This window comes from Fontibacillus phaseoli, from assembly GCF_003337355.1.
In the GTDB taxonomy this organism is placed as follows: Bacteria; Bacillota; Bacilli; order Paenibacillales; family Paenibacillaceae; genus Fontibacillus; species Fontibacillus phaseoli.
In genome coordinates, this window is record NZ_QPJW01000001.1 from 732,721 (window position 1) to 759,625 (window position 26,905).

The following is a 26,905-nucleotide window of genomic DNA, read 5'->3' on the forward strand; positions in this document are numbered from 1 at the left end:
GGGTTGTTATGGCCGACATCAATTTATGGGTCGCATTCGGCGCTGGAATAGCTTCTTTTATTTCGCCTTGCTGCCTGCCATTATATCCGTCCTATTTATCTTATATCACCGGCATGTCGGTGCAGACTTTGAAAACGGAGCAAAACAAACGAGAGGTCCGCTTCCGGACCATGACCCATACGCTGGCGTTCATTCTCGGATTTTCGGCCGTTTTTTATACGTTGGGTTTCGGCGCAGGCTTGTTCGGCGAGTTTTTCAATGAGAATCGGGCGTTGATCCGTCAGCTTTCCGCGATTCTGATTATGCTGATGGGCCTGTTTTTGCTGGGCATTTTCCAACCGCAGTTTTTGATGCGCGAGCGAAAAATGAACCTGAAGTTCAAACCGACGGGATACATAGGCTCTTTTATTTTCGGGATCGGATTTTCGGCAGGGTGGTCCCCGTGCGTCGGTCCGATTCTCGCCGCAATTATAGCGTTAGCCGTCAGTGAGCCTGGCGCCTGGCTGGGACTCATAACCGCATACACGGTCGGGTTTGCGCTGCCGTTCTTCGTGCTTGCTTTTTTTGTCGGATCTACCCGTTGGATCGTGAAATATTCGGGGATTATGATGAAGGTCGGCGGGGCGCTCATGCTGCTGATGGGCGTGCTGCTGTTTACCAACCGGATGGCCCAAATTACGATATGGCTTCAACAATTGACCCCGGAGTGGCTTAAGTTTTAGGATCCTTCCATGATGATGTTCACGTGTTTTATGGACTTGCCAACAGACGAGAATAACATGTATCATTAAACAAGTAGCGGGATTCCGATGAAGCAGGTCCGCGTGAACTCATGGAAAAGAGGTTATACCAGATGCCAACGCCCAGTATGGAGGATTATTTGGAGCGTATCTACAAACTGATCGACGAGAAGGGATATGCCCGGGTTTCCGATATTGCGGAAGGATTGGAGGTTCATCCTTCATCCGTAACAAAGATGATTCAGAAGCTGGATAAAGATGAATACTTGATTTATGAAAAATACCGGGGATTGGTTCTCACCAACAAGGGCAAAAAGGTCGGGAAGCGGCTCGTTGACCGCCACGAGCTGCTTGAAGAGTTTTTGGAAATGATCGGCGTAGATCAGGATAACATATACAAGGATGTGGAAGGGATCGAGCATCACTTGAGCTGGGACTCTATCACCTGCATTGCAGCCTTGGTCGAATATTTCAAACGGGAGAACACCCGAACCCAGGATTTAGAGCAAATTCGCAAGGAACTGCTGGGTGAACCGTAAGCAAAGCATCTGTCTCGACCGGACAGATGCTTTTGTGTTTTTTTGAAGAAATAATCATTTTTCCGCAACTCTTGGGGTGAATGGGGCGTTTACAAATAAGTAGTGTTTTTATGTCCTATCACATCATTTGGAGGTTGCTGATGAAATTTGTACGTACTTGGATAATCCCCTTGTTGATTTTGATGCTTGTATGGCCGATGACGGGTACCCAGAAGAGCGATGCGGCTGCGGCAAGCCGCGATATTCAAATTTTCTTGGACGGAGCGCTGCTCCCTAGCGATACGGCTCCTTTTATCAAGACTGCGGAGAATGTTACAATGGTGCCGCTCAGAGTGATCAGCGAAGGACTCGGGGTCCAGGTGGAATGGTCGGCGTCTTCGCGGACCGCAACCCTATCAAAGGACGGCAGCGTCCTTATACTTGGAATCGGCAAAAAGAGTGCTCAGGTGAACGGAAATTCGGTTCCGCTTGAGGTCTCCGTGGAAAACAAAGACGGCCGGACCATGGCGCCGCTTCGTTTCGTCAGCGAACAGCTCGGGCTCACCGTCGACTGGGACCAAAATGCTAGAACCATCACGCTCACTTCTTTGGATGCTGTGACTGAGGAACCGCCGGTGACAGTGCCGCCAGTTGATCCGTCTCCAACACCCGATCTTTCCGGACCGAAGCAGCCAACCCAAAACGGCGAACTGCGCGGAGCATGGGTCTCTACGGTTTCTAATCTGGATTGGCCGAGCAAAACGTCATACGGCAAGGCCGAGGCTCAAAAAGAAGAATATATCAAGCTGCTTGATGATCTTCAAGGCATGGGGATTAATGCGGTATTCGTTCAGGTCCGGCCTTCCGGTGACGCCATTTACCCATCCAAGCTGGTTCCGTGGACGACATATTTGACCGGCACGGCCGGGAAAGATCCAGGATACGATCCGCTGCAGTTCCTGATCGAGGAAACGCATTCCCGGGGAATGGAGTTTCATGCCTGGTTTAATCCGTTTCGGGCCAACACGGGCAGCGATACGAGCAAGCTGCCTGCGAATCATGTAGCCAAGCAGCATCCGGAATGGATCGTGAAATTCGGCGGCAAGCTGTACATCAATCCGGGCGTTCCGGCAGCCCGCGAGCATGTAATCAGCGCAGTTATGGAAGTGGTAAAAGGCTATGATATCGATGGGGTTCATCTCGACGATTATTTCTATCCTACGGGAGAGACCGCATCTGCCAAGTTTAATGACGACAGCACATACAAAAGCTACAATGCCAACAAGATCGCCAACAAAGGCGACTGGCGCCGTGATAACATCAACGAATTTGTCCGCGACCTTGGCATAAGCGTTCATCAGGAAAAGCCGGCTATAGCGTACGGGATAAGCCCTTATGGTGTTTGGCGGAACAAGGCGAGCGATGTGACCGGATCGGATACGAAAGCCAGCGTAACGGCTTATGACAGTACCTATGCCGATGTCCTCACCTGGATCCGCAACGGATGGATCGATTATGTGACGCCGCAAATTTATTGGAGCATGACCCGCAAAGAAGTGCAGTATGACATTATCGCGAATTGGTGGGCAGGGAAAGTCAGGGGCACAAACGTGAAGCTCTATATCGGACATGCACCTTACAAGCTGGGTAGTCCGGAAATCGGATGGGGCAACGCCCAAGAGATCATTAATCAGTTGGAATACAATCGCCAAATTCCGGAAATCTCGGGTAGTATCTTTTTTAGCGCAAAAGATTTAAGAAGAAATCCACTCGGACTTATTCCGCTTCTGCAATCGTATTACAACAATAACTAAGCATACTGACAACCTCCGTCATCATACATAAGCATAAGACTTGTGTATGGGATGGGGGTTTTATTTAATGCTCATGAACGGGGTGTTCGAGGGCGGAGGGGTACGGGGAATCTCCCTGGCGGGGGCAGTCCGGGCTGCAGAAAGCCATGGCGCCCGATTTAACCAGGTAGCGGGTACTTCTTCGGGCTCCATTATTGCGTCGCTCATCGCTGCCGGATATACCGCTGAAGAGATGAAGGTCATCATTCTGGAAACTTCGTTCTCCAGCTTTTTAAAACGGGCTCCCCTTTTTAATGCGGCATTCATTGGTCCGGCACTGCGGGTGCTTGTGAAAAAAGGATTATATTCCGGGGAAGCAATGGAAGAATGGATCCGCCGGATTTTACTGGAAAAGGGGGTGCGGACGTTCGGCGATCTGGAACAAGGCAAGCTGAAGATTATCGCTTCGGACATCACCGGAGGCAAAATCCTGGTGCTGCCCGATGATTTGCCGAAGATTGGATTGTCATCGGCAAAGTTCGAGGTTGCCAAAGCCGTACGGATGAGTTGCAGCATCCCTTATTTTTTCGATCCCGTGCTGCTGCGTTTACCCACCAGGCTGGCGAAGGGAAAGAAGTTTCGTGATCAATTCCTGCATATCGTGGATGGTGGGCTGCTAAGTAATTTTCCTTTATGGTTGTTTGATCGCGGTCAAACGTCAACGGAGAAGAGGATTCCGACGGTAGGGTTTCAAATGGTGGGAAAGAACAGCAATCAGCCGCATGAGATTCGGGGTCCTTTTTCCATGCTTCAAGCACTGGTGGAGACGATGCTGTCCGCTCATGATGAACGGTATATCGAACAATCGAACCGGTACCGTACGATAAAGATCCCGACTTTGGGCATATCAACGACCCAGTTTCATATTGAAAAAGAAGAGAGCCTGCTGCTTTATGAATCCGGACTCCGGTCCGGCAACCACTTCTTCGAAGACTGGAATGCCCAGTATTATGAAGAGCAGTTCATAAAGTATCAGCAAGCTCATTTAAATTAATGATATTTTGGCAGATCGTCGTCATTCTTTCCCTTTTGGCCTTCAATGACCTGAAAAGGATAGGATTTGCGTTTTGTACCGGAGGCCTGACGGCGTTCGGCTGCAACTTTGGCCATAGTGCGGGCCGACGGCTTGACCTTAGGCGTTTGTTTCTTGTATTTCCGCGGGGGATATTTGTAAAGTAAGAATACTACCCCCACTATAATGAGAGGAATCAGTAGGCCTCCGAGACGAAAGCTACCTCCCGCAAACAGTCCATTTATGATGCTGAAAGCGGCAAGTCCGATGACAACCCAGAATAGAATGGCCTGTTTTTTGCTCATGTCGCTATCATCCTTTCACGGGATCCAAGGAAGAACGGCCAACCGTTGTTTCCGTCACTGAAGTCTGCTCCAGTTCGGCCTCAAGCTCACGCATCCGGTTAAAGGAAGCGATGGATACTTCAACCTGGTCGTCGTGCGGCTCTTTTGTAGTCAACAATTGAAGCCACAGTCCAGGGTAACCAAGGAAACGAAGCACCGGGATGTCCCGAACCGCATTTGTAAAACGGAGGAGTTCAAAAGACACGCCGATGACGACAGGAAGCAGCAGCACACGGATATACATCCGTTCCCACACATTGTCCCAGCTGAATATAGGCAGGGAATAAATGATTACGCCGACAATCACCGTCAAAATGATAAAGCTACTGCCGCAGCGGTAATGCAAACGGCTGTATTTTTGCACGTTGGCCGGTGTCAGTTCTTCGCCGGCTTCATAAGCGCTGATGACTTTATGTTCTGCGCCGTGATATTGGAATAGCCGCTTGATCATCGGCGTTTGCGACAGGATCCATAAATAGGCCAGCAACAGCACAATTTTGATAACCCCTTCAATCAGCGTATGCAGCGTCTGGTTGTCGAATGCATGCTGGAAGAGAAATTGCTCGACCAATGCCGGGACAAGCGTAAAAATGAGCTTGCCGACAATGAAGGAGAGAACGCCTACGAGAGCCACGCCGATAATCATGGAGAGGGAGAATCCGGATTCCTCTTTTTCTTTTTGTTCGGCGCGTTCTTCCGGCTCGGTCTCATCATCCGCCAAGGCTTCGGCAGAATAGTTTAAATGCTTCGAGCCCTTGGCGCTGGAGTCAATAATGCTGACCAGACCGCGGACTAGCGGTATTTTACGAAGCTTCTTCACCCAGTTCTTATCCTGCTTGGGAACTTCCAAGAAGGTGATCTTTCCGTTTTTGCGGCGAACTGCAGTGACATTGACGTGTTTCCCGCCGAACATGACGCCCTCCATAACAGCTTGGCCGCCATATATCGTTGGTGTGGATTGCTCAGGCAACTAATTCACCTTCCTAGAGTAGTAATTGAAAGTATTTCTGTTATCCATTGTATCGAACTTTGGGGGCAAATTCTAGTTTGTTTAGTCTTTTTCAATTTGTGCATACTAACCGGCAAATAGTACGGACTTTTTCAGGAAAGGAAGATTTTGATGAATCAGCAACAAAACAGGCGGAAACAGAGCACAAATATATGGTTTTTCTCCCTGCAGATCGGATTTTTTGCCGGTTTGATCTGGGGGGGCGTAAAAGGAGTGTTTTATTACATGCGTTTTACGTCCGTTTTGCCGGGATATTTAGTGGAACCTTTTTTCAAACATCAATTTCTGCAAACCCAATGGGGCTATTATGTAGGATGGCTGTTCTTTATTTTGTTCTCGATTATCGCGACCTTGATTTATACGCTAATATTCAGGAAGTTAAAAGGACCCCTACCAGGTTTGGTCTATGGGGTATTTTGGTGGTTTGTCATATTCATGGCGCTTGGGCCGTTGTGCGGGATGACCCAGCCGATTCAGAAGCTGTCTTTCAATACGGGGTTCAGCGAATTCTGCCTGTTTCTGTTGTGGGGATTGTTTATTGGCTACACGGCGGCGCAAGAGTATACGAATGAAAGGGTGCGCGAACCTGAAGGGGCACTTCAATAAGGACAAAAAGCTTCTCAATATCCTCCTGCGTATGATAAAATAACTTTTGGTTATTTTTACAGTGCGTGTTCAAAAAAGCCGGGTTTCAGCAATTTTGAACGACCTCTTAAATAGGAAGGGTGAGCAGAATGTTTCGCATCCTTGTGCTGAACGGACCGAATCTCAATATGCTGGGGATTCGCGAACCTGGGGTTTATGGCTCCGAAAGTTTAAGCGACATTGAAAAACGGCTGAACAAGCTCGCGGAACAGGAAGAAATTGAGCTTGCGTTCTATCAGTCCAACCACGAAGGAGCTCTGATCGATAAAATCCATGAAGCGCACGGATCTTGCGACGGTATTCTGATAAACCCGGGAGCGTTGACCCATTACAGCTATGCGCTTCGGGACGCGCTTACTTCGGTCAGCATTCCGACGGTGGAAATTCATTTGTCCAACATTCATTCCCGCGAAGAATTCAGACGCCATTCAGTGATTGCCCCGGTAGCCGTGGGCCAGATTGCCGGGTTCGGATCTTACGGGTATGACATGGGCTTGATGGCGGTCAAGCGGCATTTGCAGCAGAAATGATCACTTCGGATGCAGGCTTAGTTAGGTTAAGTTGAATATTAAGGAGAGTTAATTATGGCGAGCACACGTGTTATCGGGCTTCGTAAAGCCATGGAGCATCAGCAGATCGAAGCCGTCTGGATTACCGGTGATGTGAACCGCCGCTATTTGACGGGTTTTACCGGATCATCAGGGTATGTCTTAGTTACAAAGGAAAAAGCCTATCTGTTGACGGACTTTCGTTATACGACGCAAGCAGCCGAACAGGCAGCAGCATTTCAAATCGTGGAGCACGGTCCTTCCGTGATCGACACTTTGAAGGAGCTGCTTGCGGCAGAAGGGATTGTCCGGCTCGGATTCGAGGAAGAGAATGTGGTATTCTCCACGTATCGCGCATATGAACGCGATCTTCATTCATGTCAGCTTGTTCCGGTAACCGGATTGGTCGAAGGCTTGCGCCAGTTCAAGGACAATGATGAGCTGTCACTCATGAAAGAGGCAGCCGATCTGGCGGACCGGACCTTCCTGCATATGCTGGAAGTACTGAAACCGGGAGTCTCGGAATGGGACATGGCGCTGGAACTTGAGACTTTCATGAGAAAGAACGGCGCGTCCGGAACTTCTTTTGAGACGATCATGGCTTCCGGTGAGCGTTCGGCTATGCCGCATGGGGTGGCCAGCAGCAAAGTCATTCAAAAGAATGAATTCGTTACGATGGATTTCGGCGCATACATGAACGGATATTGCTCGGACATTACGCGTACGGTATTTATCGGAGAACCGTCTCCCAAGCACCGTGAAATCTACGACATCGTGCTTGAAGCCCAAATGCATACGCTGGAATTCCTCCGTCCCGGCATGACCGGACGCGAAGGAGACGCTTTGGCCCGCGACATCATTACCCGTTACGGGTACGGCGATCAGTTCGGCCATAGCACAGGCCATGGACTGGGCATGGAGGTGCATGAAGCGCCGCGCCTTTCCAAGCAGAGCGATACTGTGCTTCAGCCGGGGATGGTCGTTACCGTGGAACCGGGTATTTACATACCGGGGTTCGGCGGAGTACGGATTGAAGACGACGTCGTGGTTACCGAGACCGGCGTCCGGCGGTTGACCGAATCGAGCAAGGATTTTATAATTTTAGGCTAGTATCCGAGTGCAAGGCTGCAGATGGGGTAATTTTAAATTAATAATAAATAGTTTAGCCCACTTGAGGAGGTTCTTTTGTGATTTCAGTAAACGACTTTAAAACAGGATTAACCGTCGAGGTTGACGGCGATATTTTTACAGTGCTTGATTTCCAGCATGTTAAACCGGGCAAGGGCGCTGCCTTTGTACGCTCCAAATTGAAAAACCTCCGCAACGGCAATACGGTGGAGAAAACGTTCCGTGCAGGCGAAACGATCGGCCGTGCTTTGATCGAAAACCGTGACGTGCAATATTTGTACGCTAGCGGCCAAGATCACGCTTTTATGGACAACGAAACTTATGATCAATTCACATTGACTGCGGAACAACTGAAATGGGAATTGAACTTCCTGAAAGAAAACATGAACGTTAAAATCGTCAGCTACCAAGGCGAAATTCTCGGGATTAACCTGCCGAACAGCGTTGAGCTGCGCGTAATTGAAACCGAACCAGGCATCAAAGGCAACACGGCAACCGGGGCTACGAAAAACGCCAAGGTCGAAACCGGCCTTAACGTTCAAGTGCCGCTCTTTATTAATGAAGACGACGTGCTGCTTATCGATACTCGCGAAGGCAAGTACATCTCCCGGGCATAGTTTTTAGGCCGGTTACGCCGGAACTTACAAGATTTCGATTATAACCGCCGTCCTCCATCCTTCCCGGATGGGGGAATTTTTTGTAATGTCGCTAAAAGCATTGACTTCCTTCTAGTCATTCGTATTATACTGGTTTAAAGCGTTACTGATTGAAAAAAGTGATTATGCCCGCAGACAAACTTGCTGGATAGGATTGAGACACATTAGGGAGGGTCCGACTTGGCTTTATATGTGATGAAATTCGGGGGGAGCTCCGTAGGGGATACGGAGCGGATGCAACGCGTTGCCCGGCGCGTCGTTGAAAAACAAGATGAAGGGCATCAGGTGATGGTTGTTGTCTCCGCGATGGGCGACACCACGGACGAACTGATCGATCAGGCAAAACTGCTGAACAATGATCCGCCGGTCCGGGAAATGGATATGCTGATGACTACCGGCGAGCAAATTTCGATCGCGCTTTTGTCGATCGCGATTCATCAGCTTGGCCGCAAAGCGATGTCATTTACGGGCTGGCAGGCGGGTTTCCGCACGGAGCCTGTCCACGGGAAGGCCCGGATTACCGATATCCGGCCTGAACGCGTTCAACGGGCGCTGGAAGACGGAAATATCGTTATCGTGGCCGGATTCCAGGGATTGACCGAAGAGGGGGAGATCACCACCTTTGGCCGCGGGGGATCGGATACGACAGCCGTCGCTTTGGCCGCAGCAACTTCAGCTGATTTCTGCGAAATTTATACGGATGTTGATGGGATTTATTCCACGGATCCGAGAATCGTAAAGAATGCCCGCAAGCTGGAAGAGATTTCTTATGACGAGATGCTTGAACTGGCTAATCTGGGGGCTGCCGTACTCCATCCCCGCGCGGTAGAATACGCCAAGCATCATCAGGTTCGCCTCGTAGTCCGTTCCAGCTTTAACCATAATGAAGGTACAGTAGTCAAGGAGGAAGTCAATATGGAACAAGGTGTAGTGGTTAGCGGCATTGCTTACGATAAAAATGTGGCCCGAATCAGTATTCTGGGCGTATCCCACGTACCCGGCGTGCTGGCGAAAGTGTTCGGATCGCTGGCTGCAGCCAAAATCGACGTGGATATTATTGTTCAGAGCGGAGTTACGGACGGCAAGGCCGATTTCAGCTTCACCGTAGCCTTGTCCGATCGGGAGAAGGCGCTGAACGTGTTGGACGGAATCCGCGGGGAGCTGCCTTTCCAGGAGGTCACCTCCGAGGAAAACCTCATGAAAGTGTCGATCGTCGGCGCGGGTATGGTCAGCCATCCCGGCGTAGCCGCGCAAATGTTTGATGTCATTTCCAAAGAGGGCGTTAACATCAAGATGGTTAGCACTTCGGAAATCAAAGTGTCATGCGTCATCGATGGAAGCAAACTGAACGAAGTCGTTAAGGCGCTTCATACCGCCTATGGACTGGATACGGAAAGCCAGGCAGTTGTCGGCGGACCGCAGGATCGCCGGTAGAATTATCCGCGGTGAAACCGTAATTGAACCAAAAACATCGATTGAGCTATATTCCAGATAAAATAAAACAGAGCTGTCCTATCGTAGTGCGAACTACTTTAGGGCGGCTTTTTTACATTCTAATTTGGGATCTCCTATGATTTGAGAGAGATGAAGACCAAGCAAAGGAAGCGTCGTCGATTTTTAGGGTGTTTTTTTAATAAATACTCTTTTTCCGGCATATCGATTAATGAGCAACTTTGGACAAGAAGGAGGGCAATATGCTTGATAAATTCGTGATCGGGATGGCCTCACTCCGGATTATCTCCGGTTCCATCGAAATTGCGGCAGCGCTGATCATGCTAAGGCTCGGGCGGGTGGACAAGGCGCTTGCGGTCAATTCCGCGCTGGCGCTTGTCGGTCCCAGCGTACTGATTATTACGACGGGGATCGGACTCGCCGGTATGGCGGATAAGCTTTCCTGGGGGAAGATGCTTTGGATCGCTTGCGGGGTTGCGTGTCTCTTAATCGGCATTTTAAAGAAATGATAGATTTACCGTCATAAAGACAAAGTACAGGCATAAACATGATGTATACGACTTAAGAATTGATTATTTACGAGAAAGAGTTTTGGGGGAACGTCTATGGACCAAAGCTGGATGACTGTATTTCCTGACAACCTCCGTGCTCTGCTGGCCAAGCTTCCGCCTACTATTTTCGCAGGGCTGGAAGAGGTCAGGATCCGGGAGGGACGTCCGCTTGAGGTAAACGCCGGAGGACGCTACTATTTTTTGACTCCTGATGGCGGAATGACCCGTGAGCCAGGAACTGCCTTCGTTCCGGGGAAGCAGGATGCTAACCGGCTCCTGGATCTGATCACGAACCACTCGCTTTATACGATGGAAGAAGAGCTCCGTAAAGGCTTCATCACCATTGCAGGTGGCCATCGGATCGGACTGGCCGGCAGAACCGTGCTTAGCGGAGGCAGGGTAGAGCATTTACGCGATATCAGCGGGTTTAACATCCGGATTGCGAGGGAAATCCGTGGCATCGCCGATCCGATTCTACCGCATCTTCTCGATTTCAAACATCAAAGCGTGCTTCATACGTTGATCCTCTCCCCTCCACAGCATGGGAAAACAACCCTAGTTCGTGATTTGGCACGACAGATTAGCAGCGGCACTTGGGGAAATCCTGAAGCGAGATGGCCCGGTTTAAAGGTCGCGGTGATCGACGAGCGGTCAGAAATCGCAGGAAGCAAGCGGGGTGTGCCCAGCTTTGACGTCGGGCCGCGCACGGATGTCATGGACGGGTGTCCCAAGGCGGAGGGAATCATGATGATGATCCGCTCCATGTCTCCTGATGTATTAATTGTGGACGAGATCGGGAGACCGGAAGATGCAGAGGCATTGGCTGAAGCGCTTCATGCCGGCGTGCGGGTGATCGCTACGGCGCACGGTTCAAGCGTGGAAGACATGCCCTCCCGCCCTGCGCTGTCCAAGCTGTTTGAATCTTCTTTCTTTCAAATGTTCGCGGTTGTGAGAAGGACGGAGCGAGGAATGGCATTCCGTCTATGGGACGGAAAAAGAAGGAGGGTCCAGGATCAAGGCTGGAAGGGCAGGGAAGAGCATGCTTAAAATACTCGGAGCCGTTCTGGTAATAGCTGCAGCTACTGTATCAGGCTGGCTTCAGGCCAGGCAGTATGCGAACCGGCCACATCAGATTCGCAAGGTGATTCTGGCGCTGAGAAGGCTTCAGACGGAAATCATGTACGGCTTCACCCCTTTGCCGGATGCACTCCAGCGAATCGGTGAGCAAAGCGGTGAGCCGATCAAAGCGATTTTCTCCGGAGCCGCCGCCGAAATGAATCCGCCGAAAAACCGGACAGCCCAAGACAGCTTGCAAAGTTCAATCGAGGCTTCCTGGCGGTTTACGGCTATGAAAGCGGCAGAAAAGGATGTGCTGAACCAACTGAGCTTTACGCTCGGGACAAGCGACCGGAAGGACCAACTGGGGCATATCGCTACAGCGGTCCGCCAACTGGAAAGTGAGGAAGCTGCAGCACGGGACGAGCAAAACCGCTATGAAAAAATGTTCAAAAGCCTGGGGCTGCTGTGCGGAGCGTTCATCGTCATTTTGTTCTACTAAATCCTTTACCCTCCCTACTCCTGTTATCGCCTGTGAATATGATAGCGAGGTGTCAAATCAATGAACATAGAAGTGAACGCCATTTTTCAAATTGCGGGCATCGGAATCATCATCGCCATGATTCACACCGTGCTGAAGCAAATGGGCAAAGAAGACATGGCCCATTGGGTGACACTGATCGGATTCGTCGTCGTGCTGTTTATGGTCATCCGGTTGCTGGACAGCCTGTTTCAGGAAATCAAGTCGATCTTTCTCTTCCAGTAGGTGATACCGCCGTGGAAATGATACAGATCGTAGGGCTTGGGCTCGTGGCGACGGTGCTGATCCTGGTCATCAAAGAACAAAAACCGCTGTTCGCATTTTTAATCGCTGCAAGCACCGGTATATATATTTTTCTCTTCCTGATCGGCAAGATCGGCGGAATTATCGAAGTGCTGGAAAAGCTCGCGGAGTCTTCCGGGGTACAGATGATTTATTTGAAAACGATTCTGAAAATCATCGGTATCGCTTATATCGCCGAGTTTGGAGCGCAAATCGTCCGGGATGCGGGCCAGGAAAGCATCGCATCCAAGATTGAGCTGGCGGGAAAAGTGTTGATTATGGTTCTGGCTATTCCGATTATCAGCATTATTATCGAAACGGTCATCAAGCTGCTGCCGGCTTAAACGAAGGTGGGACAAGAAAATGAGAGTTAGGGATTCCGGATGGGTGCTAAAAACGGGGCTTATGATCATGTTCGGCCTCTTGCTCTTCTGGCTGCCGCTACGGGTGATGGCCGAAGGTCCCGCGGATGATTGGATGCAACGACAGGCGGAGGAGCTTCCCACGGATCAGGTGGAGTCTTACTGGCAGAGTTTGATGAAAGATTACGGCGGTTTTTTCCCTGACGGGAACATGCCTTCCTTTATGGATATGCTTTTTTCCAAAGAGCAAGGATTTTCTTTGAAATCAGGTTTGACGGGATTAATGCGGTACATGTGGCACGAAGTCTTATACAACGGTCATATTCTCGTGACCATTGTCCTGCTGTCCGTGTTCAGCATGATTCTGGAGACGCTGCAGTCCGCTTTTGAACGGAATCAGGTCAGCAAGGTGGCTTACTCGATCTGCTACATGGTCGTTCTTGTGCTGGCCATCAACAGCTTTCATGTGGCGATTACTTACGCGACCGGGGCAATAACCGGGATGATTGATTTTATGATGGCGATGGTACCGTTATTGTTCACGCTGTTAGCTTCGATGGGAAATGTGGTAACCGTATCGGTAACGCATCCGCTTGTTGTATTTATAGTTCATACGGTCGGCACGATCGTTCATACCATTGTCTTCCCTTTGTTATTCTTCTCTGCGGTGCTTCATATTGTCAGCTCATTGTCCGACAAATATAAATTAACCCAGCTGGCGAATCTGTTACGGACGGTGGGAATGGCGCTCCTCGGCATCTTGCTTACTGTTTTTCTGGGCGTAATTTCCGTTAAAGGCATCACTGGATCTGTGGCAGACGGGGTGACGCTGCGGACAGCTAAGTACCTTACCGGAAACTTCGTGCCGGTCGTCGGCAAAGTGTTCGCGGACGCAACGGATACGGTGATCTCGGCTTCGTTGCTCGTCAAAAACTCAATCGGCCTGGTTGGCGTCATCATCCTTCTCTTCCTCTGTGCCTTCCCGGCAATCAAAATACTGACGCTGGCGCTAATCTTTAATTTGTCGGCCGCGGTCATGCAGCCGCTTGGCGGATCGCCGATCGTGACCTGTCTGGAAACGATAGGAAAAAGCATGTTGTACGTGTTTGCGGCCCTGGCAGCCGTAGGGATGATGTTCTTTCTGGCAATTACGATCATGCTGACGGCAGGCAATGTCACGATGATGATGAGATGACCGGGAAAAGATGGGGCTAGGCGGTGAAAGCGAATGAACTTTCTTGGAGAATGGCTGAAAGAAATTATAGTGGTTGTTTTGATTGCGGTCTTCATCGATTTGCTGCTTCCCAACCGGTCTATGGAACGTTACGTGAAATTTGTGGTCAGTCTGCTCATTTTGCTGACACTGCTGTCTCCGGTCATGCGACTGTTCTCCTCCGATGCCAAGCAGAAGATCGAGACGGCTTTTGCGGATAGCTGGGGCAACCTGGGAAATTCCGGTACGAAAGCAAGTACGGAGGTCATCCTCCGGCAAGGCGAACAACTGAGAAAACAGCACGAACAGGAAGCCCTTCAGTGGGCGGGGGAAGAAGCGGCCAGGCAAATGAAAGGACAGATTGAACGCGAAACCGGCCTGGCGGTGGAGCGAGTGACGGTCACATTAACCGGCGGAAAGCCTTCTGAAGAGACCCGTTCGAACGAAAAGGCCGAAGAGATCGGGCCCTCCATCAAAACCGTGGAAGTGGTCATGAAGCAAATGGGGAATAGCGGGAATGAACAGAGAAGCGGTGAGGCTTCCGGCATTAAACCGGTGCAAAAAGTAAAAGTGGATGTGTCAAGCCCTCCGGAAGGAAGCGGAACGCAGACGATAGAAGCCATGTCGAAATCGGAAACCGGAATATCGGAACAGAGTGAAGATAGTTTGGAGAAACAGCAGGTCCATGCCCTGGCGGAGGGACAGATTGAAGACTTGCTATATAGGGAATGGGGGATATCCCGGGAATCCGTTACCGTAGTGGACGTAAACCGGGAATAACGTTAAGGAGGTGAGGCGGATGCCGGGATGGCTGAAAAAACTGGAGCAATGGCTCGGCAAAGGAGCTGACGGCAAAAAAAGAAGCCAGACTTTTCGCCTGTTGCTGATCGTAGGCCTTGTAGGGCTGGCGATCATGCTGTTCAATTCCTTTGTCAATGTGAAACGTGTTGAACCCGGCGGGGAGGGAAGAGAACCTCCGGCGATGCAGCAAATGACGTCTTCTTCGTTTCCGGAGAGCGGTCAGGAAGAGAATCCCTTCTCACAAATCGAGCTATCGCTAGAAAACAAAACAAAAGAAATTCTGGAAAAAATCGTCGGGGTCGGGGCGGTCGACGTACTGGTAACGATCGATTCGACGGAAGAAATCATCGTCCAGCGCAATATGAAGGATACCCAGGAAATGACCGAGGAAACCGACGCCGACGGGGGGAAGCGGAACATCAACCAATATTCCCGGGACGGCCAGATCGTTACTTACGACGCCTCCGGGAATGAACAGCCGATCGTTACGAAAAAGATCAAACCAAAAGTACGCGGCGTGCTGATCGTTGCCAGGGGTGTCGAAAACAAAACCGTCAAAGCATTGATCGTGGACGCCGTTGAGAAAGGGTTAAACGTTCCGGCTTACCGGATTTCCGTTGTTCCGCGAAAGCAATCTCAATAAAACCAATTTATTTATGGGAGGAATAATTCAATGAAATCTAAAAGACAGACCGTATGGCTGGTATCTATGCTTAGTTTGATGGTGGTTTTATCCGCGTACTACCTTTTTACCGAAGATAACTCTTCAAAAAATCAGGCAGCTGATGGCCAGCAGGTAACGACGATGGATAGCGGACAAAACCAGGAGACGGTTACAGGGGATGAATCAATCGAAGGGGATGAAGTGATTTTGTCCGAAGTGACTGGAGAGGGAGAAGAGAATCCGGTCATAATGGACGGTGAAATCGTTGATCCCGCACAAACACCGGAGGCTGCCGCAGGTACGAAAACACCGGATGCTTCAGACAGCGATAAAGCATCCGGAAACAGCGATACGAAACAATCGGAAGGTAAGACGGAGAATCAAAATGGCACCGACCCATCCTCATCCAATGACAGTACGGCAGCCAAGGACGAAGACGTCCTGAAGCAATTGGAAACCCAAGGCGTTTCGGGAACCGACTCGCTAACGGCCTATCAATTCCAGCGTTCCGATGTAAACGCCAAAAAGCTGGACGAACTGATGCAAACGATCAATGACAGCAGCAAGACTTTGGATGAAGCGGCCATGGCCCAAAAAGAGCTTGGTGCACTGGAAGAAAAAGAAGAAAAAATCTATGATATCGAAGAAAAATTGCAACAAAAATATGCGAATGCTGTCGTTACCGAAAGTGACAACAAATATAAAGTGCTCGTCGTGAGCGAAAAGCTCGCTGCCAATGAAGCCGTAGGCATTATGGACCTTGTCATCAAGGAGCTCGGTATTTCTCAAGACAAAGTCAGCGTGCAATATGTAACGCAATAAGGAAGATAACCCGCGTTCGAAATGATCGCGCTCGAAATTTGGCGACCGTTGCAAAAACGCGCCGCAGCAGGAAGAGTCCAAGTAGATCTTGGACTCTTTCCATTTTAATCGATTGTGATATAATACATAAAGTTACGGTTATGGATTCAAATTGAGATCAGATCTTAAGAAGGCCAAGGCTTTGTTTGAAAAAGCTGAAGGAGTGAACAGGTACATGTTTAAATTGGATGAAATCAAGGAATTGATTGAATTGTTGGACAAAACGTCCGTACATGAGTTGGAGATCGAGAATGAAGGCGCACGCCTTTGCATTCGAAAACCCGGCAAGAGCGAAGTGGTGCAACTGCAACCGAGTATAGTATCCGGCATCGCAAGCGCAACCGCACCGGCTGTACAAGCACCAGCCGCTGTTGCGAACGTTGCAGCGGAAGCGGTAGCTACTCCGGCGGAACCGGCAGCAAACCTACATACGATCGTGTCTCCTATGGTAGGAACATTTTATCGTGCAGCTTCTCCGGACGCTAACTCATTTGTGAATATCGGAGACAGGGTTGGAGAGAAAACGACGGTTTGTATTATCGAGGCTATGAAGTTGATGAACGAACTGGAAGCTGAAATCAAAGGCGAAATTACCGATATTCTCGTAGAAAACGGACAACTCGTGGAATACGGACAGCCTCTCTTTCTGGTGAAGCCGGAGTAATATGCGTACCAGCGCCTCATTAAAGAGGTGCAGTAAGCTTTCCAAGGAGGATGGGAACAAGTGAAATTTCATAAAATATTGATAGCGAACCGCGGCGAAATTGCGGTTCGTATTATTCGCGCCTGCCGCGAGCTCGGAATTTCAACCGTTGCTGTATATTCGGAAGCGGACAAAGATTCGCTCCATGTCCGGCTTGCGGATGAAGCATATTGCATCGGTCCGACATTATCGAAAGACAGCTATCTGAACTTCACGAATCTGATGAGCGTCGCTACATTGACCGAATGTGACGCTATTCATCCGGGTTACGGTTTCTTGGCTGAAAATGCGGACTTTGCGGAGATTTGCGGTTCTTGCAATATCACCTTTATCGGTCCTTCGCCCGAAGCGATCACCAAGATGGGGGATAAAGCCGTGGCCAAGCAGACGATGAAAGAGGCGAATGTTCCGGTTATTCCAGGATCCGACGGTTTGATCGAAGATCTGGATCAAGCGATGATGGTTGCCCGCGATATCGGTTATCCGGTCATCATTAAAGCAACCGCCGGAGGCGGGGGCAAAGGGATCCGGATTGCCGAGGATGAGGAATCTCTGATCAAGCAGATCACGACGGCCCAGCAGGAAGCCCAAAAGGCGTTCGGCAATGCCGGGGTTTATTTGGAGAAGTACTTGACCGGAATGAAGCATGTCGAGATTCAAATCATTGCCGACAAGCACGGAAATGCCGTTTATCTAGGCGAGCGTGACTGTTCGGTGCAGCGCCGCCGCCAAAAGCTGGTTGAGGAAGCCCCGTGCCCTGTGCTTTCGCCCGAGAAGCGGAAGGAAATGGGCGAAGCGGCCGTTCGTGCCTCTTTGGTGGTGAATTATTCCGGCGCCGGCACGCTTGAATTTTTGCTTGGTCCGGACGGTCAGTTTTATTTCATGGAAATGAACACACGGATACAGGTAGAACATCCTGTCACGGAAATGGTCACCGGATTTGATCTGATTCAGGAGATGATTTCTGTGGCGGAAGGAAATCCGCTCTCTTTTAGTCAAGATGACGTGAAACTGAACGGATGGGCTATCGAATGCCGGATTAATGCGGAAGACCCTTTCCGTAATTTCATGCCGTCTCCCGGCAAAATCGGGTTTTATCTCGCTCCGGGCGGACCTGGGGTCCGCGTGGACAGCGCGGCTTATCCGGGCTATACGATCTCGCCGTACTATGATTCGATGATTGCAAAGCTGATCGTGTGGGGGGCAACGCGGGAAGAAGCGATCTCCAAGATGAAGCGCGCTTTGTCCGAATTCGCGATCGAAGGCATCCACACCACGATTCCGTTCCATCAGAAATTACTGGAGCATCCAGTGTTCCTTAAGGGTGATTTTGACATTAAATTTTTGGAAGAACACGAGATTTAAAAACATGTCTCCGGTTTGTCATAATGAACCCGAAATGATATAGTATTTATAATAAGTGCGCGGTCTTTGGCTATAATTGAGACTAAATTATAAGCTTTAAAGAGAGCGTCATACTTATTGAGAGGTGGATGATAGAATGAGTTCTTTACCTACGGAATTCGAACGGACAGAGATCGGCGAGATCCAAATCGCTCCGGAAGTTATTGAAGTGATTGCGGGACTGGCCACCGTTGAGGTCATAGGCGTTGCCGGAATGAGTGGCGGTTTTGCCGGCGGCATTGCCGAACTGCTTGGCAGAAAGAATTTGTCCAAAGGCGTTAAAGTGGAGGTCGGACAGCGCGAAGCGGCTGTGGATGTATCCGTGATCGTGGAATACGGCAACCGTCTGCCGGAAGTGGCTACGGAAATCCAACGCAACGTCAAGCGTTCTATTGAAACGATGACCGGACTGACTGTGGTGGAAGTCAACGTACATATTCACGACGTTATTTTCAAAACAGCAGAACGAAATGAAGAAACTGAATTGAGCCATCGGGTGAAATAATACCTGGCACCGAACCCCCGACCGACTGCGTCAGGGGTTTACTATAGTTTCAGACAATTGATTAAGGGGGCTGTTCCCGTCGTGGCCAAAATTTTGGACAGACTTTTGCTGTTCGTGTACAGCTTGAGTATCGGAATATTATCCGTATTAGCCATCCTCCTGCTGAGCGATGCGGTTCCTTTCTCGCTTGATAAATTTGAGGAAGACCGCGGGTTGTTTATAGCGGCGATCGTAGTGTCTTCGATCCTCTTCGTGCTCAGCGTCCGTTTTTTCTACATCTCCATTCGCCGGGACCGGCGTTCGCTTACTTCGATTGATCAGCGGACCGAGTACGGCGATATCCAGATTTCGACCGAAACGATCGAGAACTTGTCTTATAAAGCCGCTTCCCGCGTTCGAGGCATTCGTGAAGTCAAGACGAGAATACGGATTACGGATTCAGGCCTTGAAATTATGGTTCGGGCCATGGTTGACGGAGACTCCTCCATCCCTGCCTTGACCGAGGAAGTACAAAAGCAGGTTCATGATCATGTAGAAGAAGTTACAGGGATACCGGTGTCTTATGTGTCGGTCTATATTGCTAACCTTGTCCAGTCGCCTGTCATGAAAAGCCGGGTTGAATAGGGGGAAGCGAAGTGTTTTGGAAACAACTGTGGGAGAGTCATAGGGGACGCCTGCTTGGGCTGGGGGCGGCCGTGTTTTTATGCCCGATCTACCTGTTTTTCGGATTTTGGAATATGTTGTTCTGCGCCCTATTGCTATTTGTCGGGTATACGATCGGCAAGTACAAGGATTTGGACCAAGGGTCTTTCCTGCCATGGGGCGAGTTAAAGAACTGGCTGGTTTCGCGCTGGCGACCTTTTAAATGATTCCTGTGATATGCTTTCTCCGGAAAAAGAGCACCGTTTTCATCTTGCCCGTTTTGCGGAGAGAGCATGTTACAGGTTTTTTTGCGTAAAGATGCAGTTTAAACAAGGAAATTGGAATTCGTGATGATCGGAGCAATTTTGGCTCATGATTAAGATAAGCTCAGATCATGTTAAGGAGGCAACCCATGAAACGAAGATTGGCAAGAGAAATTGCGGTGCAAAGTTTGTATCATATGGAAATGAACGAGGTTGAGGCAGAGGAAGCGGTAACGATGCTGCTTTCCGAAGCTGCCGGCGAGAATGAAGGAGAGGTGGAAGTCTCCGATTTGAGCGGAGCTAAAGCCAAGGAATATATTCTGGAACTGGTAAACGGGACCTGGAGTCGGAAGGAAGCGATCGACGGACTTCTGTCCGATTATTTGAAAGGCTGGCAGATCAGCCGTTTGTCCAAGGTTGACCGGCAGGTGCTGCGTCAGGCTGTTTATGAGATGGTTTTCCGCGACGATGTACCCGGGAAGGTAGCCGTCAATGAAGCCATTGAACTGGCTAAACATTTCGGCACGACCGATTCGGGAAAGTTTGTCAACGGCGTGTTGGGTAAAATGATTCAAGATTTGGACCAGTTGAAGGCGAATATATAATTTTTGGTAAAATAATTAACTTGATCATAAGGAGAGGATATCTGTGTCAGCACCACTCATAAACGGCAAGCAAGTTTCGGAGGAAATTCGAGGAGCCCTGAAGGGGCAGGTTGAACTTTTGGTAAAGCAAGGACTAACGCCCGGGCTCGCCGTCGTTTTAGTTGGAGAAGATCCAGCCTCCCAGGTATATGTCCGGAACAAAGAGAAGGCGTGCCATGATCTAGGCTATTATTCGGAAGTACACCGCCTTCCGGATTCCACTTCCCAGGAAGATCTTTTGTCCCTGGTGGACAAGCTGAACCATCAGGACAATATTCACGGAATTCTTGTGCAATTGCCTTTGCCGAAACATATTGAGGAGAAAGCCGTGATCGATGCGATTGCCGTTGAGAAAGACGTCGACGGTTTCCATCCGGTTAACGTGGGCAACCTCGTCATCGGCGACGACAGTCTGCTTCCATGTACGCCGGCTGGCGTTATCGAATTAATCAAGCGGACCGGCATTGAAATTGCCGGCAAGCATGCGGTAGTGATCGGACGCAGCAATATCGTTGGCAAACCGGTATCTTTGCTTTTGCAGCGTGAGCACGCAACCGTTACGATGTGTCATTCGCGTACCGCCAACATGAAGGAATTGACCAAGCAGGCGGACATTCTGGTGGTGGCCATTGGACGTGCCAACTTCGTGGATGCTTCTTACGTGAAGCCGGGCGCGGTTATCATCGATGTCGGCATGAATCGGCTGGATAACGGCAAACTGGCCGGGGACGTTGATTTCGAAAGCGTGAAGGAAGTTTCCGGCCCGATTACGCCGGTCCCTGGCGGCGTCGGACCGATGACAATCACGATGCTGATGCAAAACACGCTGATTGCAGCTAAACGACTGAGCGGCCTGGTTTAAGTCCGGCAGGCTGGAACGGAAAGGGGGGAAGCCCCATGGAACAGAGTATTTTATCGATTAAAGAATTAAACCGGTATATCCGGATGAAGATGGAATCGGACACCTTATTATCCGAAGTATGGATTCGTGGCGAAATATCGAATTTCACGCATCATTCGAGCGGCCATATGTATTTTACACTGAAGGATGAGAGCAGCCGGATCAAGAGCATCATGTTTGCTTCCCATAACCAGCGTCTTCCGTTCATTCCGAAGGAAGGCGCCCGGGTCATTGCCCGCGGGAATGTGTCGGTCTATGAACGGGATGGACAATATCAGTTCTATGCCACGCATATGCAACCGGACGGAATCGGCAGCTTATATCTGGCCTATGAACAGTTGAAAGGTAAATTGGAAGCGGAAGGCTTGTTCGCACCGGAACGAAAACGCGGGCTGCCGCGTTTTCCGCGCGTAATCGGTGTCGTTACATCGCCGACCGGAGCGGCGGTACGAGACATTTTAACGACGCTGCAGCGTCGTTATCCGCAGGCTTCCGTGATCCTGTACCCGGTGTTGGTGCAGGGCAAAGGAGCGGCGGCATCCATCGTTAAGGCGATTAAGACGCTGAACGATATGGGCGAGGCCGACGTGTTGATCGTCGGCCGGGGCGGCGGTTCGCTCGAAGAGCTGTGGGCGTTCAACGAGGAACCGGTCGCGCGCGCAATTTACGAATCGGCGATCCCGGTCATTTCGGCCGTCGGCCATGAAACGGACTTTACGATCGCTGATTTCGTCGCCGATTTGCGCGCTGCCACGCCCACCGCCGCCGCGGAGCTCGCCGTGCCGCACACGGCCGAGCTGAAGGCGCAGCTGCGCCAGCGCGAGCAGGTGCTGCAGCAGGGCTTGCAGCACCGCCTGACGCAGGCGCGCGAACGGCTTCGCCGGCTCGGGCAGTCGCCGGCATTGCGGCAGCCGCAGCGGGCGCTGCTCCAGCACGCGGAGCGGCTGGATACGCTGAAGTCGCGGCTGCAGGCGCGGATGATGTCCCGCAAGGAGTTGACGGATGCCCGGCATGACCGGCTGCATCAGCGATTGTTGCGGTACCATCCGCAGGAAGGGCTGCTCTTTGCCAAGCGGCGCCAGAGCGAGGGGGAGCGGCTGCTCCGCCAGGCGATGACCGCCCTGCTCAGAGAGAAGTCGCAAGAGCTGACGTATGGAATCCGGCAGCTCGATGCGCTTAGCCCCCTGAAGGTCATGGGACGGGGTTACAGTCTTGTCTACGACGAACAGGGCAAAAAGCTGATCAGATCGATGAATGATGTGGAACCGGGAGATATGGTGAAAGTAAAAATAACGGACGGGGAACTGGATTGCCAAGTTTGGGGCATTCGGAAAGGAGTGGATGACGATCATGGCGCAGGAACAACAGAGTCTTAATTTTGAAGAGGCGATGAATCAACTCGAGGTTATCGTGTCCCAATTGGAACGGGGAGACGTGCCGCTGGAGCAGGCGATCGATCTGTTTCAAAAGGGGATGCAACTCTCCCAGCTTTGCAGCCAGAAGCTGTCGCAGGTAGAGCGGAAGATCGAGATGATCGTGGAAGCGGACGGGGAAATCGGAAAGAAACCGTTCAGTTCATTGGCAGAGGAGAGCGATACCCTTGGATAAGCCTTCGATAAAGCCTTATATCGAGGAAATTTCCGGGCTCGTCGGTTCCAGCCTCGAAATCATCCTTCCGGACTTTTGGGAGGTGCCGGCCCGTTTAACGAAATCGATGAAATATTCACTGATGGCCGGAGGCAAGCGGCTGCGGCCGCTCCTTGTCATTGCCGCGGCGGAGTCGCTGGGCGCGAGCAAGGAGGCTGCGCTGCCCGTCGCCTGCGCCGTGGAAATGGTTCATACCTACTCGCTGATCCATGATGATTTGCCGGCGATGGACGATGATGACTATCGTCGGGGGAAACTGACGAATCATAAGGTGTTTGGGGAAGCGATGGCGATTTTGGCGGGTGACGGATTGTTGACCCATGCATTTTACAGCATCGTTCAAGCATCACGGCAACAGGGGGTTAGCGCCGATAACGTGCTTTCGATCATCGAGGAACTCGCCGTCTACGCCGGACCGTCAGGAATGGTCGGCGGTCAGGTTGCTGACATGGAAGGGGAACAGGGGTTAACCGGTTTGGAACAACTCCGATACATCCACCAGCATAAGACCGGCGATCTGATCGTGTTCTCACTCAAAGCCGGGGGACGGGTCGCCTCCGCTTCGGCTGCACAGCTGGCTGCGCTGGAAACTTACGGCCGTTGCATCGGCTTGGCTTTTCAGATCCAGGACGATATTCTCGATCTGGTGGGAGATGAGGCTAAGCTCGGCAAGAAGACGCAGAGCGACGTCAAACAAGGCAAGGTTACCTATCCGTATTTCATCGGTTTGGAGGCGTCCCGCGCCGAGGTTGACCGGCTGACCTTGACCGCAAAGGAAGCGATAACGGACGGCAGCATTCCTAACCCGGGTAACCTGCTGGACATCGCAGATTATTTGCTTCAAAGAGATCATTAAGGCATGGTCAATTTCGATATCACGGGCTCATGTGCTATAATATAAGTTATTATCAATAAGTTCATGTCTGAATGATCATCCTAGAGAAATCCATGAAGGAAAGCGGGGAATTTGGGTGCTGCTTTCACAAATTAAAGGGCCTGGCGATTTAAAGTCATGTTCCATTGAGGAATTGACTCCGCTTGCTGCCGAAATTCGCCAGTTTTTAATTGAAAAGCTATCCGTTACGGGCGGACATTTAGCATCCAACCTGGGTGTGGTAGAGTTGACCATGGCTCTGCATTATTGCTATAACAGCCCGCAGGATAAATTTATTTTTGATGTAGGCCATCAGGCGTATGTCCACAAAATACTGACCGGCCGGATGGACCGGTTCGATACGCTGCGCAAGCAGAACGGTCTATGCGGCTTTGTGAAACGTTGCGAAAGCGATCATGACGTTTGGGAAGCGGGGCATAGCAGTACTTCGCTGTCCGCGGCTATGGGGATGGCGTTGGCCCGCGACCTTAAAGGCGAGCATCACAAGGTTGTGGCCATTATCGGGGATGGTGCCTTGACGGGCGGAATGGCCTTTGAGGCGCTGAACCATATCGGTCATGAAAAGAAAGACTTGATGGTGATTTTGAACGATAACGAAATGTCCATTGCCCCCAATGTCGGTGCGATGCATAATTATTTAACTAAAATCCGTTCCGACCGCAATTATTTGCGGGCCAAAGACGAAGTGGAGCAACTGCTGAAGAAAATTCCGGCAATCGGGGGCAAGCTGGCCAAAACGGCGGAAAGAGTGAAGGACAGTCTTAAGTATTTGATGGTTTCCGGGGTATTGTTCGAAGAACTCGGATTCAAGTATTTGGGCCCGGTGGACGGTCACGATCTCCCCGGACTCATCGATTCGTTCAATCAGGCCAACAACGTTTCCGGCCCGGTCCTTGTCCATGTGCTGACTACGAAGGGGAAAGGCTATACGCCAGCGGAAGAGGATTCTTACAAATGGCATGGCATCACTCCATATAAAATCGAATCGGGCCAAGTCCTAAAAGCGGTTGGAAACCCGATGTACACCGATGTATTCGGGCAGACGCTGATCGAGCTGGCCGAACAGGACGAGCGGATCGTCGCCGTTACTCCGGCCATGCCCGGGGGGTCCGGATTGGTTAAGTTCGCACAGCGTTTCCCGGAGCGCATGATCGATGTCGGTATCGCCGAGCAGCATGCGGCCACGATGTGCGCCGCGCTTGCGATGGAAGGGATGAAGCCGGTGTTTGCCGTGTATTCGACCTTCATGCAGCGCGCATATGATCAGATCGTGCATGATATTTGCCGTCATAACGCGAACGTCATGTTCGCCATTGACCGGGCGGGATTTGTCGGTGCCGATGGGGAAACGCATCAGGGCGTGTTCGATATCGCGTTTCTGCGCCATATTCCGAATATTGTGCTTATGATGCCGAAGGACGAAAATGAACTGCGCCATATGATGAAGACCGCGCTGGACTACAACGACGGCCCGATTGCTTACCGCTATCCTCGGGTCAATGTGCCGGGCGTTCCGATGGATGAGAAACTGGTACCGATTCCGATCGGCAGTTGGGAAATGCTGCGCGAAGGGGAAGGTCCTGTCATTATGGCCGTCGGGCCGATGATTCAGGTGGCTGAGGAAGCAGTAGAGACGCTGAAACGTGAAGGTATTCAGGCAACGGTAGTGAATGCACGGTTCCTGAAGCCGCTAGACGAGGGCATGCTGCTTAGCCTGGCGCAAAGCGGCAGCAAGATGATTGTTCTGGAGGAAGCTTCGCAAGCAGGAAGCCTCGGAAGCGCAGTGCTGGAATTTTATGCGGATCACGGGCTTTCCGGCCTGGATATTTCTCTTATGGGCGTTCCGGACCGTTTCATCGAGCATGGAAGCATCAAGGAACAACTACAGGAAGTCGGACTAACGGCTGATGCGGTGGTCCGCGAAGTGCAGCAATTTCGCTCTGGCCAGCAGTTTGCATTCGGCAAGAAGGTCAAGCCTTCCTAAATATCGACAACAATAGGATTAAAGATTTTAAAATAGGGAGGGTGCAAGCTCGCTGACGGACTCCCGTCCGCGAGTTTCTCCTTTCACCGGGAAAGTCAGGAGAATCTCATGTCAGTATCCAAAGAACGTATTGATGTCCTGCTTGTCGAGCAGGGTTTTTTTGACAGCAGGGAAAAAGCGAAGGCGGCCATTATGGCCGGCCTTGTACTCAGCGGGACGGAGAGGATCGAGAAAGCAGGGACCAAAGTGTCGCGGGAAATTCCGCTTACCGTGAAGGGAGCAGTGCATCCCTATGTGAGCCGAGGCGGATTGAAGCTGGAAAAGGCGCTCAAAACATTCGGCATCGATCTGCACGGAAGAACCATGCTGGATATCGGCTCTTCCACCGGAGGCTTTACGGATTGCGCCCTCCAAAATGGAGCGCGCTATGTCTATGCCATCGATGTAGGCTATAATCAACTGGACTGGTCCCTTAGAAATGATGAACGCGTAAATGTTAAAGAGCGGACCAATTTCCGCTACATGACACCGGCCGATCTGGACGGACCGGTTCCGGACTTCGCCAGTATCGATGTTTCGTTTATTTCGTTGAAAATCATTTTGCCTCCCTTACTTGATCTGTTGAAACGTCCGGCCGATATCGCGGCTCTCATTAAGCCGCAGTTTGAAGCGGGGCGCGAGAAAGTAGGGAAATCCGGGGTTGTACGCGATTCCAAGGTACATCAGGAAGTGTTACAGACGGTACTTAATTTTGCAAGGGAGCTTGGCTTTAGCATTAAAGGACTTACTTTTTCCCCCATCACCGGCGGAGAGGGGAATATTGAGTTCTTGGTGCACTTTGGCCTGTCCGAGGTTGATGAAGGACTAAGTGATGCGAAGCAGGAACAAATCGGTCAAATGGCCCGCCGGGTCATTGAGGAAGCGACCCAGACTTTTCATGTAAACCCGTCGAAATGACGGGTTTTTAATTTGTCATCTTGCCAAGAGAACAAACGTTCCCTATAATGAAAATAACTCAAAATCATGAATTTCAGGAACCTCAACTTAAAATGACTCCGAGTGACAGGAGCTGAGGAGATCT

General features: G+C 50.7%; 32 protein-coding genes. 30 read left to right on the plus strand and 2 right to left on the minus strand.

Annotated elements, in window-relative coordinates:
• Window positions 1–8 precede the first annotated feature (8 nt).
• The 4 genes from DFP94_RS03550 to DFP94_RS03565 all read left to right on the plus strand — a co-directional run bounded on the left by DFP94_RS03550 (window position 9) and on the right by DFP94_RS03565 (window position 4,105).
• A complete protein-coding gene (locus DFP94_RS03550; protein ID WP_114495044.1) occupies window positions 9–722 on the plus strand; it encodes a cytochrome c biogenesis CcdA family protein in 714 nt (237 codons plus the stop codon).
• Window positions 723–853: 131 nt separating this feature from the next.
• A complete protein-coding gene (gene mntR, locus DFP94_RS03555; RefSeq protein ID WP_114495045.1) occupies window positions 854–1,279 on the plus strand; it encodes a transcriptional regulator MntR in 426 nt (141 codons plus the stop codon).
• A gap of 140 nt (window positions 1,280–1,419) precedes the next feature.
• Window positions 1,420–3,072 (plus strand): family 10 glycosylhydrolase, encoded by a 1,653-nt coding sequence (locus DFP94_RS03560; protein WP_114495046.1) that lies wholly within the window; start codon window positions 1,420–1,422, stop codon window positions 3,070–3,072.
• A 67-nt stretch (window positions 3,073–3,139) separates the two neighbouring features.
• Window positions 3,140–4,105: a patatin-like phospholipase family protein gene (locus DFP94_RS03565; RefSeq protein WP_114495047.1), complete on the plus strand. Its 966-nt coding sequence runs from the start codon at window positions 3,140–3,142 to the stop codon at window positions 4,103–4,105.
• Here DFP94_RS03565 and DFP94_RS03570 read toward each other — a convergent pair.
• Together DFP94_RS03570 and DFP94_RS03575 are read right to left on the minus strand one after the other, a co-directional pair.
• Window positions 4,102–4,428, minus strand: coding sequence for a UbiA prenyltransferase family protein (locus DFP94_RS03570; RefSeq protein WP_114495048.1), 327 nt, complete (start codon window positions 4,426–4,428; stop codon window positions 4,102–4,104). The genes DFP94_RS03565 and DFP94_RS03570 overlap by 4 nt on opposite strands.
• Before the next feature lie 7 nt (window positions 4,429–4,435).
• Window positions 4,436–5,437 carry a DUF1385 domain-containing protein gene (locus tag DFP94_RS03575; protein WP_114495049.1) on the minus strand — a complete coding sequence of 334 codons (1,002 nt, stop codon included), beginning with the start codon at window positions 5,435–5,437 and terminating at the stop codon, window positions 4,436–4,438.
• Window positions 5,438–5,587: 150 nt separating this feature from the next.
• Here DFP94_RS03575 and DFP94_RS03580 point away from each other — a divergent pair, with 150 nt between their 5' ends.
• The 26 genes from DFP94_RS03580 to DFP94_RS03705 all read left to right on the plus strand — a co-directional run bounded on the left by DFP94_RS03580 (window position 5,588) and on the right by DFP94_RS03705 (window position 26,781).
• Window positions 5,588–6,082, plus strand: coding sequence for a YqhR family membrane protein (locus DFP94_RS03580; RefSeq protein WP_114495050.1), 495 nt, complete (start codon window positions 5,588–5,590; stop codon window positions 6,080–6,082).
• Between the two features lie 128 nt (window positions 6,083–6,210).
• Window positions 6,211–6,651 carry a type II 3-dehydroquinate dehydratase gene (gene aroQ, locus DFP94_RS03585; protein ID WP_114495051.1) on the plus strand — a complete coding sequence of 147 codons (441 nt, stop codon included), beginning with the start codon at window positions 6,211–6,213 and terminating at the stop codon, window positions 6,649–6,651.
• 54 nt (window positions 6,652–6,705) lie between these two features.
• Complete coding sequence (locus DFP94_RS03590) at window positions 6,706–7,779, plus strand: M24 family metallopeptidase (RefSeq protein WP_114495052.1); 1,074 nt, start codon at window positions 6,706–6,708, stop codon at window positions 7,777–7,779.
• Window positions 7,780–7,856: 77 nt separating this feature from the next.
• Complete coding sequence (efp, locus tag DFP94_RS03595) at window positions 7,857–8,414, plus strand: elongation factor P (protein ID WP_114495053.1); 558 nt, start codon at window positions 7,857–7,859, stop codon at window positions 8,412–8,414.
• Window positions 8,415–8,633: 219 nt separating this feature from the next.
• On the plus strand, window positions 8,634–9,887 hold the full coding sequence (locus DFP94_RS03600) for an aspartate kinase (protein WP_114495054.1): 1,254 nt from the start codon (window positions 8,634–8,636) through the stop codon (window positions 9,885–9,887).
• A gap of 260 nt (window positions 9,888–10,147) precedes the next feature.
• The gene (locus DFP94_RS03605) at window positions 10,148–10,414 is read left to right on the plus strand and encodes a YqhV family protein (RefSeq protein WP_114495055.1); all 267 of its coding nucleotides are present in this window, start codon (window positions 10,148–10,150) and stop codon (window positions 10,412–10,414) included.
• A gap of 96 nt (window positions 10,415–10,510) precedes the next feature.
• On the plus strand, window positions 10,511–11,503 hold the full coding sequence (spoIIIAA, locus tag DFP94_RS03610; RefSeq protein WP_114495056.1) for a stage III sporulation protein AA: 993 nt from the start codon (window positions 10,511–10,513) through the stop codon (window positions 11,501–11,503).
• Window positions 11,496–12,014: a stage III sporulation protein SpoIIIAB gene (gene spoIIIAB / locus DFP94_RS03615; protein ID WP_114495057.1), complete on the plus strand. Its 519-nt coding sequence runs from the start codon at window positions 11,496–11,498 to the stop codon at window positions 12,012–12,014. Before spoIIIAA ends, spoIIIAB begins: the two co-directional genes overlap by 8 nt.
• A 60-nt stretch (window positions 12,015–12,074) precedes the next feature.
• Window positions 12,075–12,278 (plus strand): stage III sporulation protein AC, encoded by a 204-nt coding sequence (gene spoIIIAC, locus DFP94_RS03620; RefSeq protein ID WP_009225775.1) that lies wholly within the window; start codon window positions 12,075–12,077, stop codon window positions 12,276–12,278.
• 11 nt (window positions 12,279–12,289) lie between these two features.
• Window positions 12,290–12,679, plus strand: coding sequence for a stage III sporulation protein AD (gene spoIIIAD / locus DFP94_RS03625; protein ID WP_114495058.1), 390 nt, complete (start codon window positions 12,290–12,292; stop codon window positions 12,677–12,679).
• Window positions 12,680–12,698: 19 nt separating this feature from the next.
• Window positions 12,699–13,892, plus strand: a complete 1,194-nt coding sequence (gene spoIIIAE / locus DFP94_RS03630) for a stage III sporulation protein AE (protein ID WP_114495059.1) — start codon at window positions 12,699–12,701, stop codon at window positions 13,890–13,892.
• 33 nt (window positions 13,893–13,925) lie between these two features.
• On the plus strand, window positions 13,926–14,690 hold the full coding sequence (spoIIIAF, locus tag DFP94_RS03635) for a stage III sporulation protein AF (RefSeq protein ID WP_114495060.1): 765 nt from the start codon (window positions 13,926–13,928) through the stop codon (window positions 14,688–14,690).
• A 19-nt stretch (window positions 14,691–14,709) separates the two neighbouring features.
• Window positions 14,710–15,354, plus strand: coding sequence for a stage III sporulation protein AG (gene spoIIIAG, locus DFP94_RS03640; RefSeq protein WP_114495061.1), 645 nt, complete (start codon window positions 14,710–14,712; stop codon window positions 15,352–15,354).
• A 30-nt stretch (window positions 15,355–15,384) separates the two neighbouring features.
• Complete coding sequence (locus DFP94_RS03645; RefSeq protein WP_114495062.1) at window positions 15,385–16,197, plus strand: SpoIIIAH-like family protein; 813 nt, start codon at window positions 15,385–15,387, stop codon at window positions 16,195–16,197.
• A gap of 214 nt (window positions 16,198–16,411) precedes the next feature.
• Window positions 16,412–16,900 carry an acetyl-CoA carboxylase biotin carboxyl carrier protein gene (gene accB / locus DFP94_RS03650; RefSeq protein WP_114495063.1) on the plus strand — a complete coding sequence of 163 codons (489 nt, stop codon included), beginning with the start codon at window positions 16,412–16,414 and terminating at the stop codon, window positions 16,898–16,900.
• A gap of 60 nt (window positions 16,901–16,960) precedes the next feature.
• Window positions 16,961–18,304, plus strand: coding sequence for an acetyl-CoA carboxylase biotin carboxylase subunit (accC, locus tag DFP94_RS03655; RefSeq protein ID WP_114495064.1), 1,344 nt, complete (start codon window positions 16,961–16,963; stop codon window positions 18,302–18,304).
• A gap of 136 nt (window positions 18,305–18,440) precedes the next feature.
• The gene (locus DFP94_RS03660) at window positions 18,441–18,848 is read left to right on the plus strand and encodes an Asp23/Gls24 family envelope stress response protein (protein ID WP_114495065.1); all 408 of its coding nucleotides are present in this window, start codon (window positions 18,441–18,443) and stop codon (window positions 18,846–18,848) included.
• 81 nt (window positions 18,849–18,929) lie between these two features.
• A complete protein-coding gene (gene amaP, locus DFP94_RS03665; protein ID WP_114495066.1) occupies window positions 18,930–19,472 on the plus strand; it encodes an alkaline shock response membrane anchor protein AmaP in 543 nt (180 codons plus the stop codon).
• Window positions 19,473–19,483: 11 nt separating this feature from the next.
• Window positions 19,484–19,717: a DUF2273 domain-containing protein gene (locus DFP94_RS03670; RefSeq protein WP_114495067.1), complete on the plus strand. Its 234-nt coding sequence runs from the start codon at window positions 19,484–19,486 to the stop codon at window positions 19,715–19,717.
• Window positions 19,718–19,902: 185 nt separating this feature from the next.
• Window positions 19,903–20,358 carry a transcription antitermination factor NusB gene (gene nusB, locus DFP94_RS03675; protein ID WP_114495068.1) on the plus strand — a complete coding sequence of 152 codons (456 nt, stop codon included), beginning with the start codon at window positions 19,903–19,905 and terminating at the stop codon, window positions 20,356–20,358.
• Between the two features lie 43 nt (window positions 20,359–20,401).
• On the plus strand, window positions 20,402–21,259 hold the full coding sequence (gene folD / locus DFP94_RS03680; protein ID WP_114495069.1) for a bifunctional methylenetetrahydrofolate dehydrogenase/methenyltetrahydrofolate cyclohydrolase FolD: 858 nt from the start codon (window positions 20,402–20,404) through the stop codon (window positions 21,257–21,259).
• A 35-nt stretch (window positions 21,260–21,294) separates the two neighbouring features.
• A complete protein-coding gene (xseA, locus tag DFP94_RS03685) occupies window positions 21,295–22,674 on the plus strand; it encodes an exodeoxyribonuclease VII large subunit (RefSeq protein WP_114495070.1) in 1,380 nt (459 codons plus the stop codon).
• Window positions 22,649–22,906, plus strand: a complete 258-nt coding sequence (xseB, locus tag DFP94_RS03690) for an exodeoxyribonuclease VII small subunit (RefSeq protein WP_114495071.1) — start codon at window positions 22,649–22,651, stop codon at window positions 22,904–22,906. Before xseA ends, xseB begins: the two co-directional genes overlap by 26 nt.
• Complete coding sequence (locus DFP94_RS03695) at window positions 22,899–23,801, plus strand: polyprenyl synthetase family protein (RefSeq protein WP_425459224.1); 903 nt, start codon at window positions 22,899–22,901, stop codon at window positions 23,799–23,801. Before xseB ends, DFP94_RS03695 begins: the two co-directional genes overlap by 8 nt.
• Window positions 23,802–23,916: 115 nt before the next feature.
• Complete coding sequence (gene dxs / locus DFP94_RS03700; RefSeq protein WP_114495072.1) at window positions 23,917–25,824, plus strand: 1-deoxy-D-xylulose-5-phosphate synthase; 1,908 nt, start codon at window positions 23,917–23,919, stop codon at window positions 25,822–25,824.
• A gap of 108 nt (window positions 25,825–25,932) precedes the next feature.
• Window positions 25,933–26,781, plus strand: a complete 849-nt coding sequence (locus DFP94_RS03705; protein ID WP_114495073.1) for a TlyA family RNA methyltransferase — start codon at window positions 25,933–25,935, stop codon at window positions 26,779–26,781.
• The last annotated feature ends 124 nt before the right edge of the window (window positions 26,782–26,905 follow it).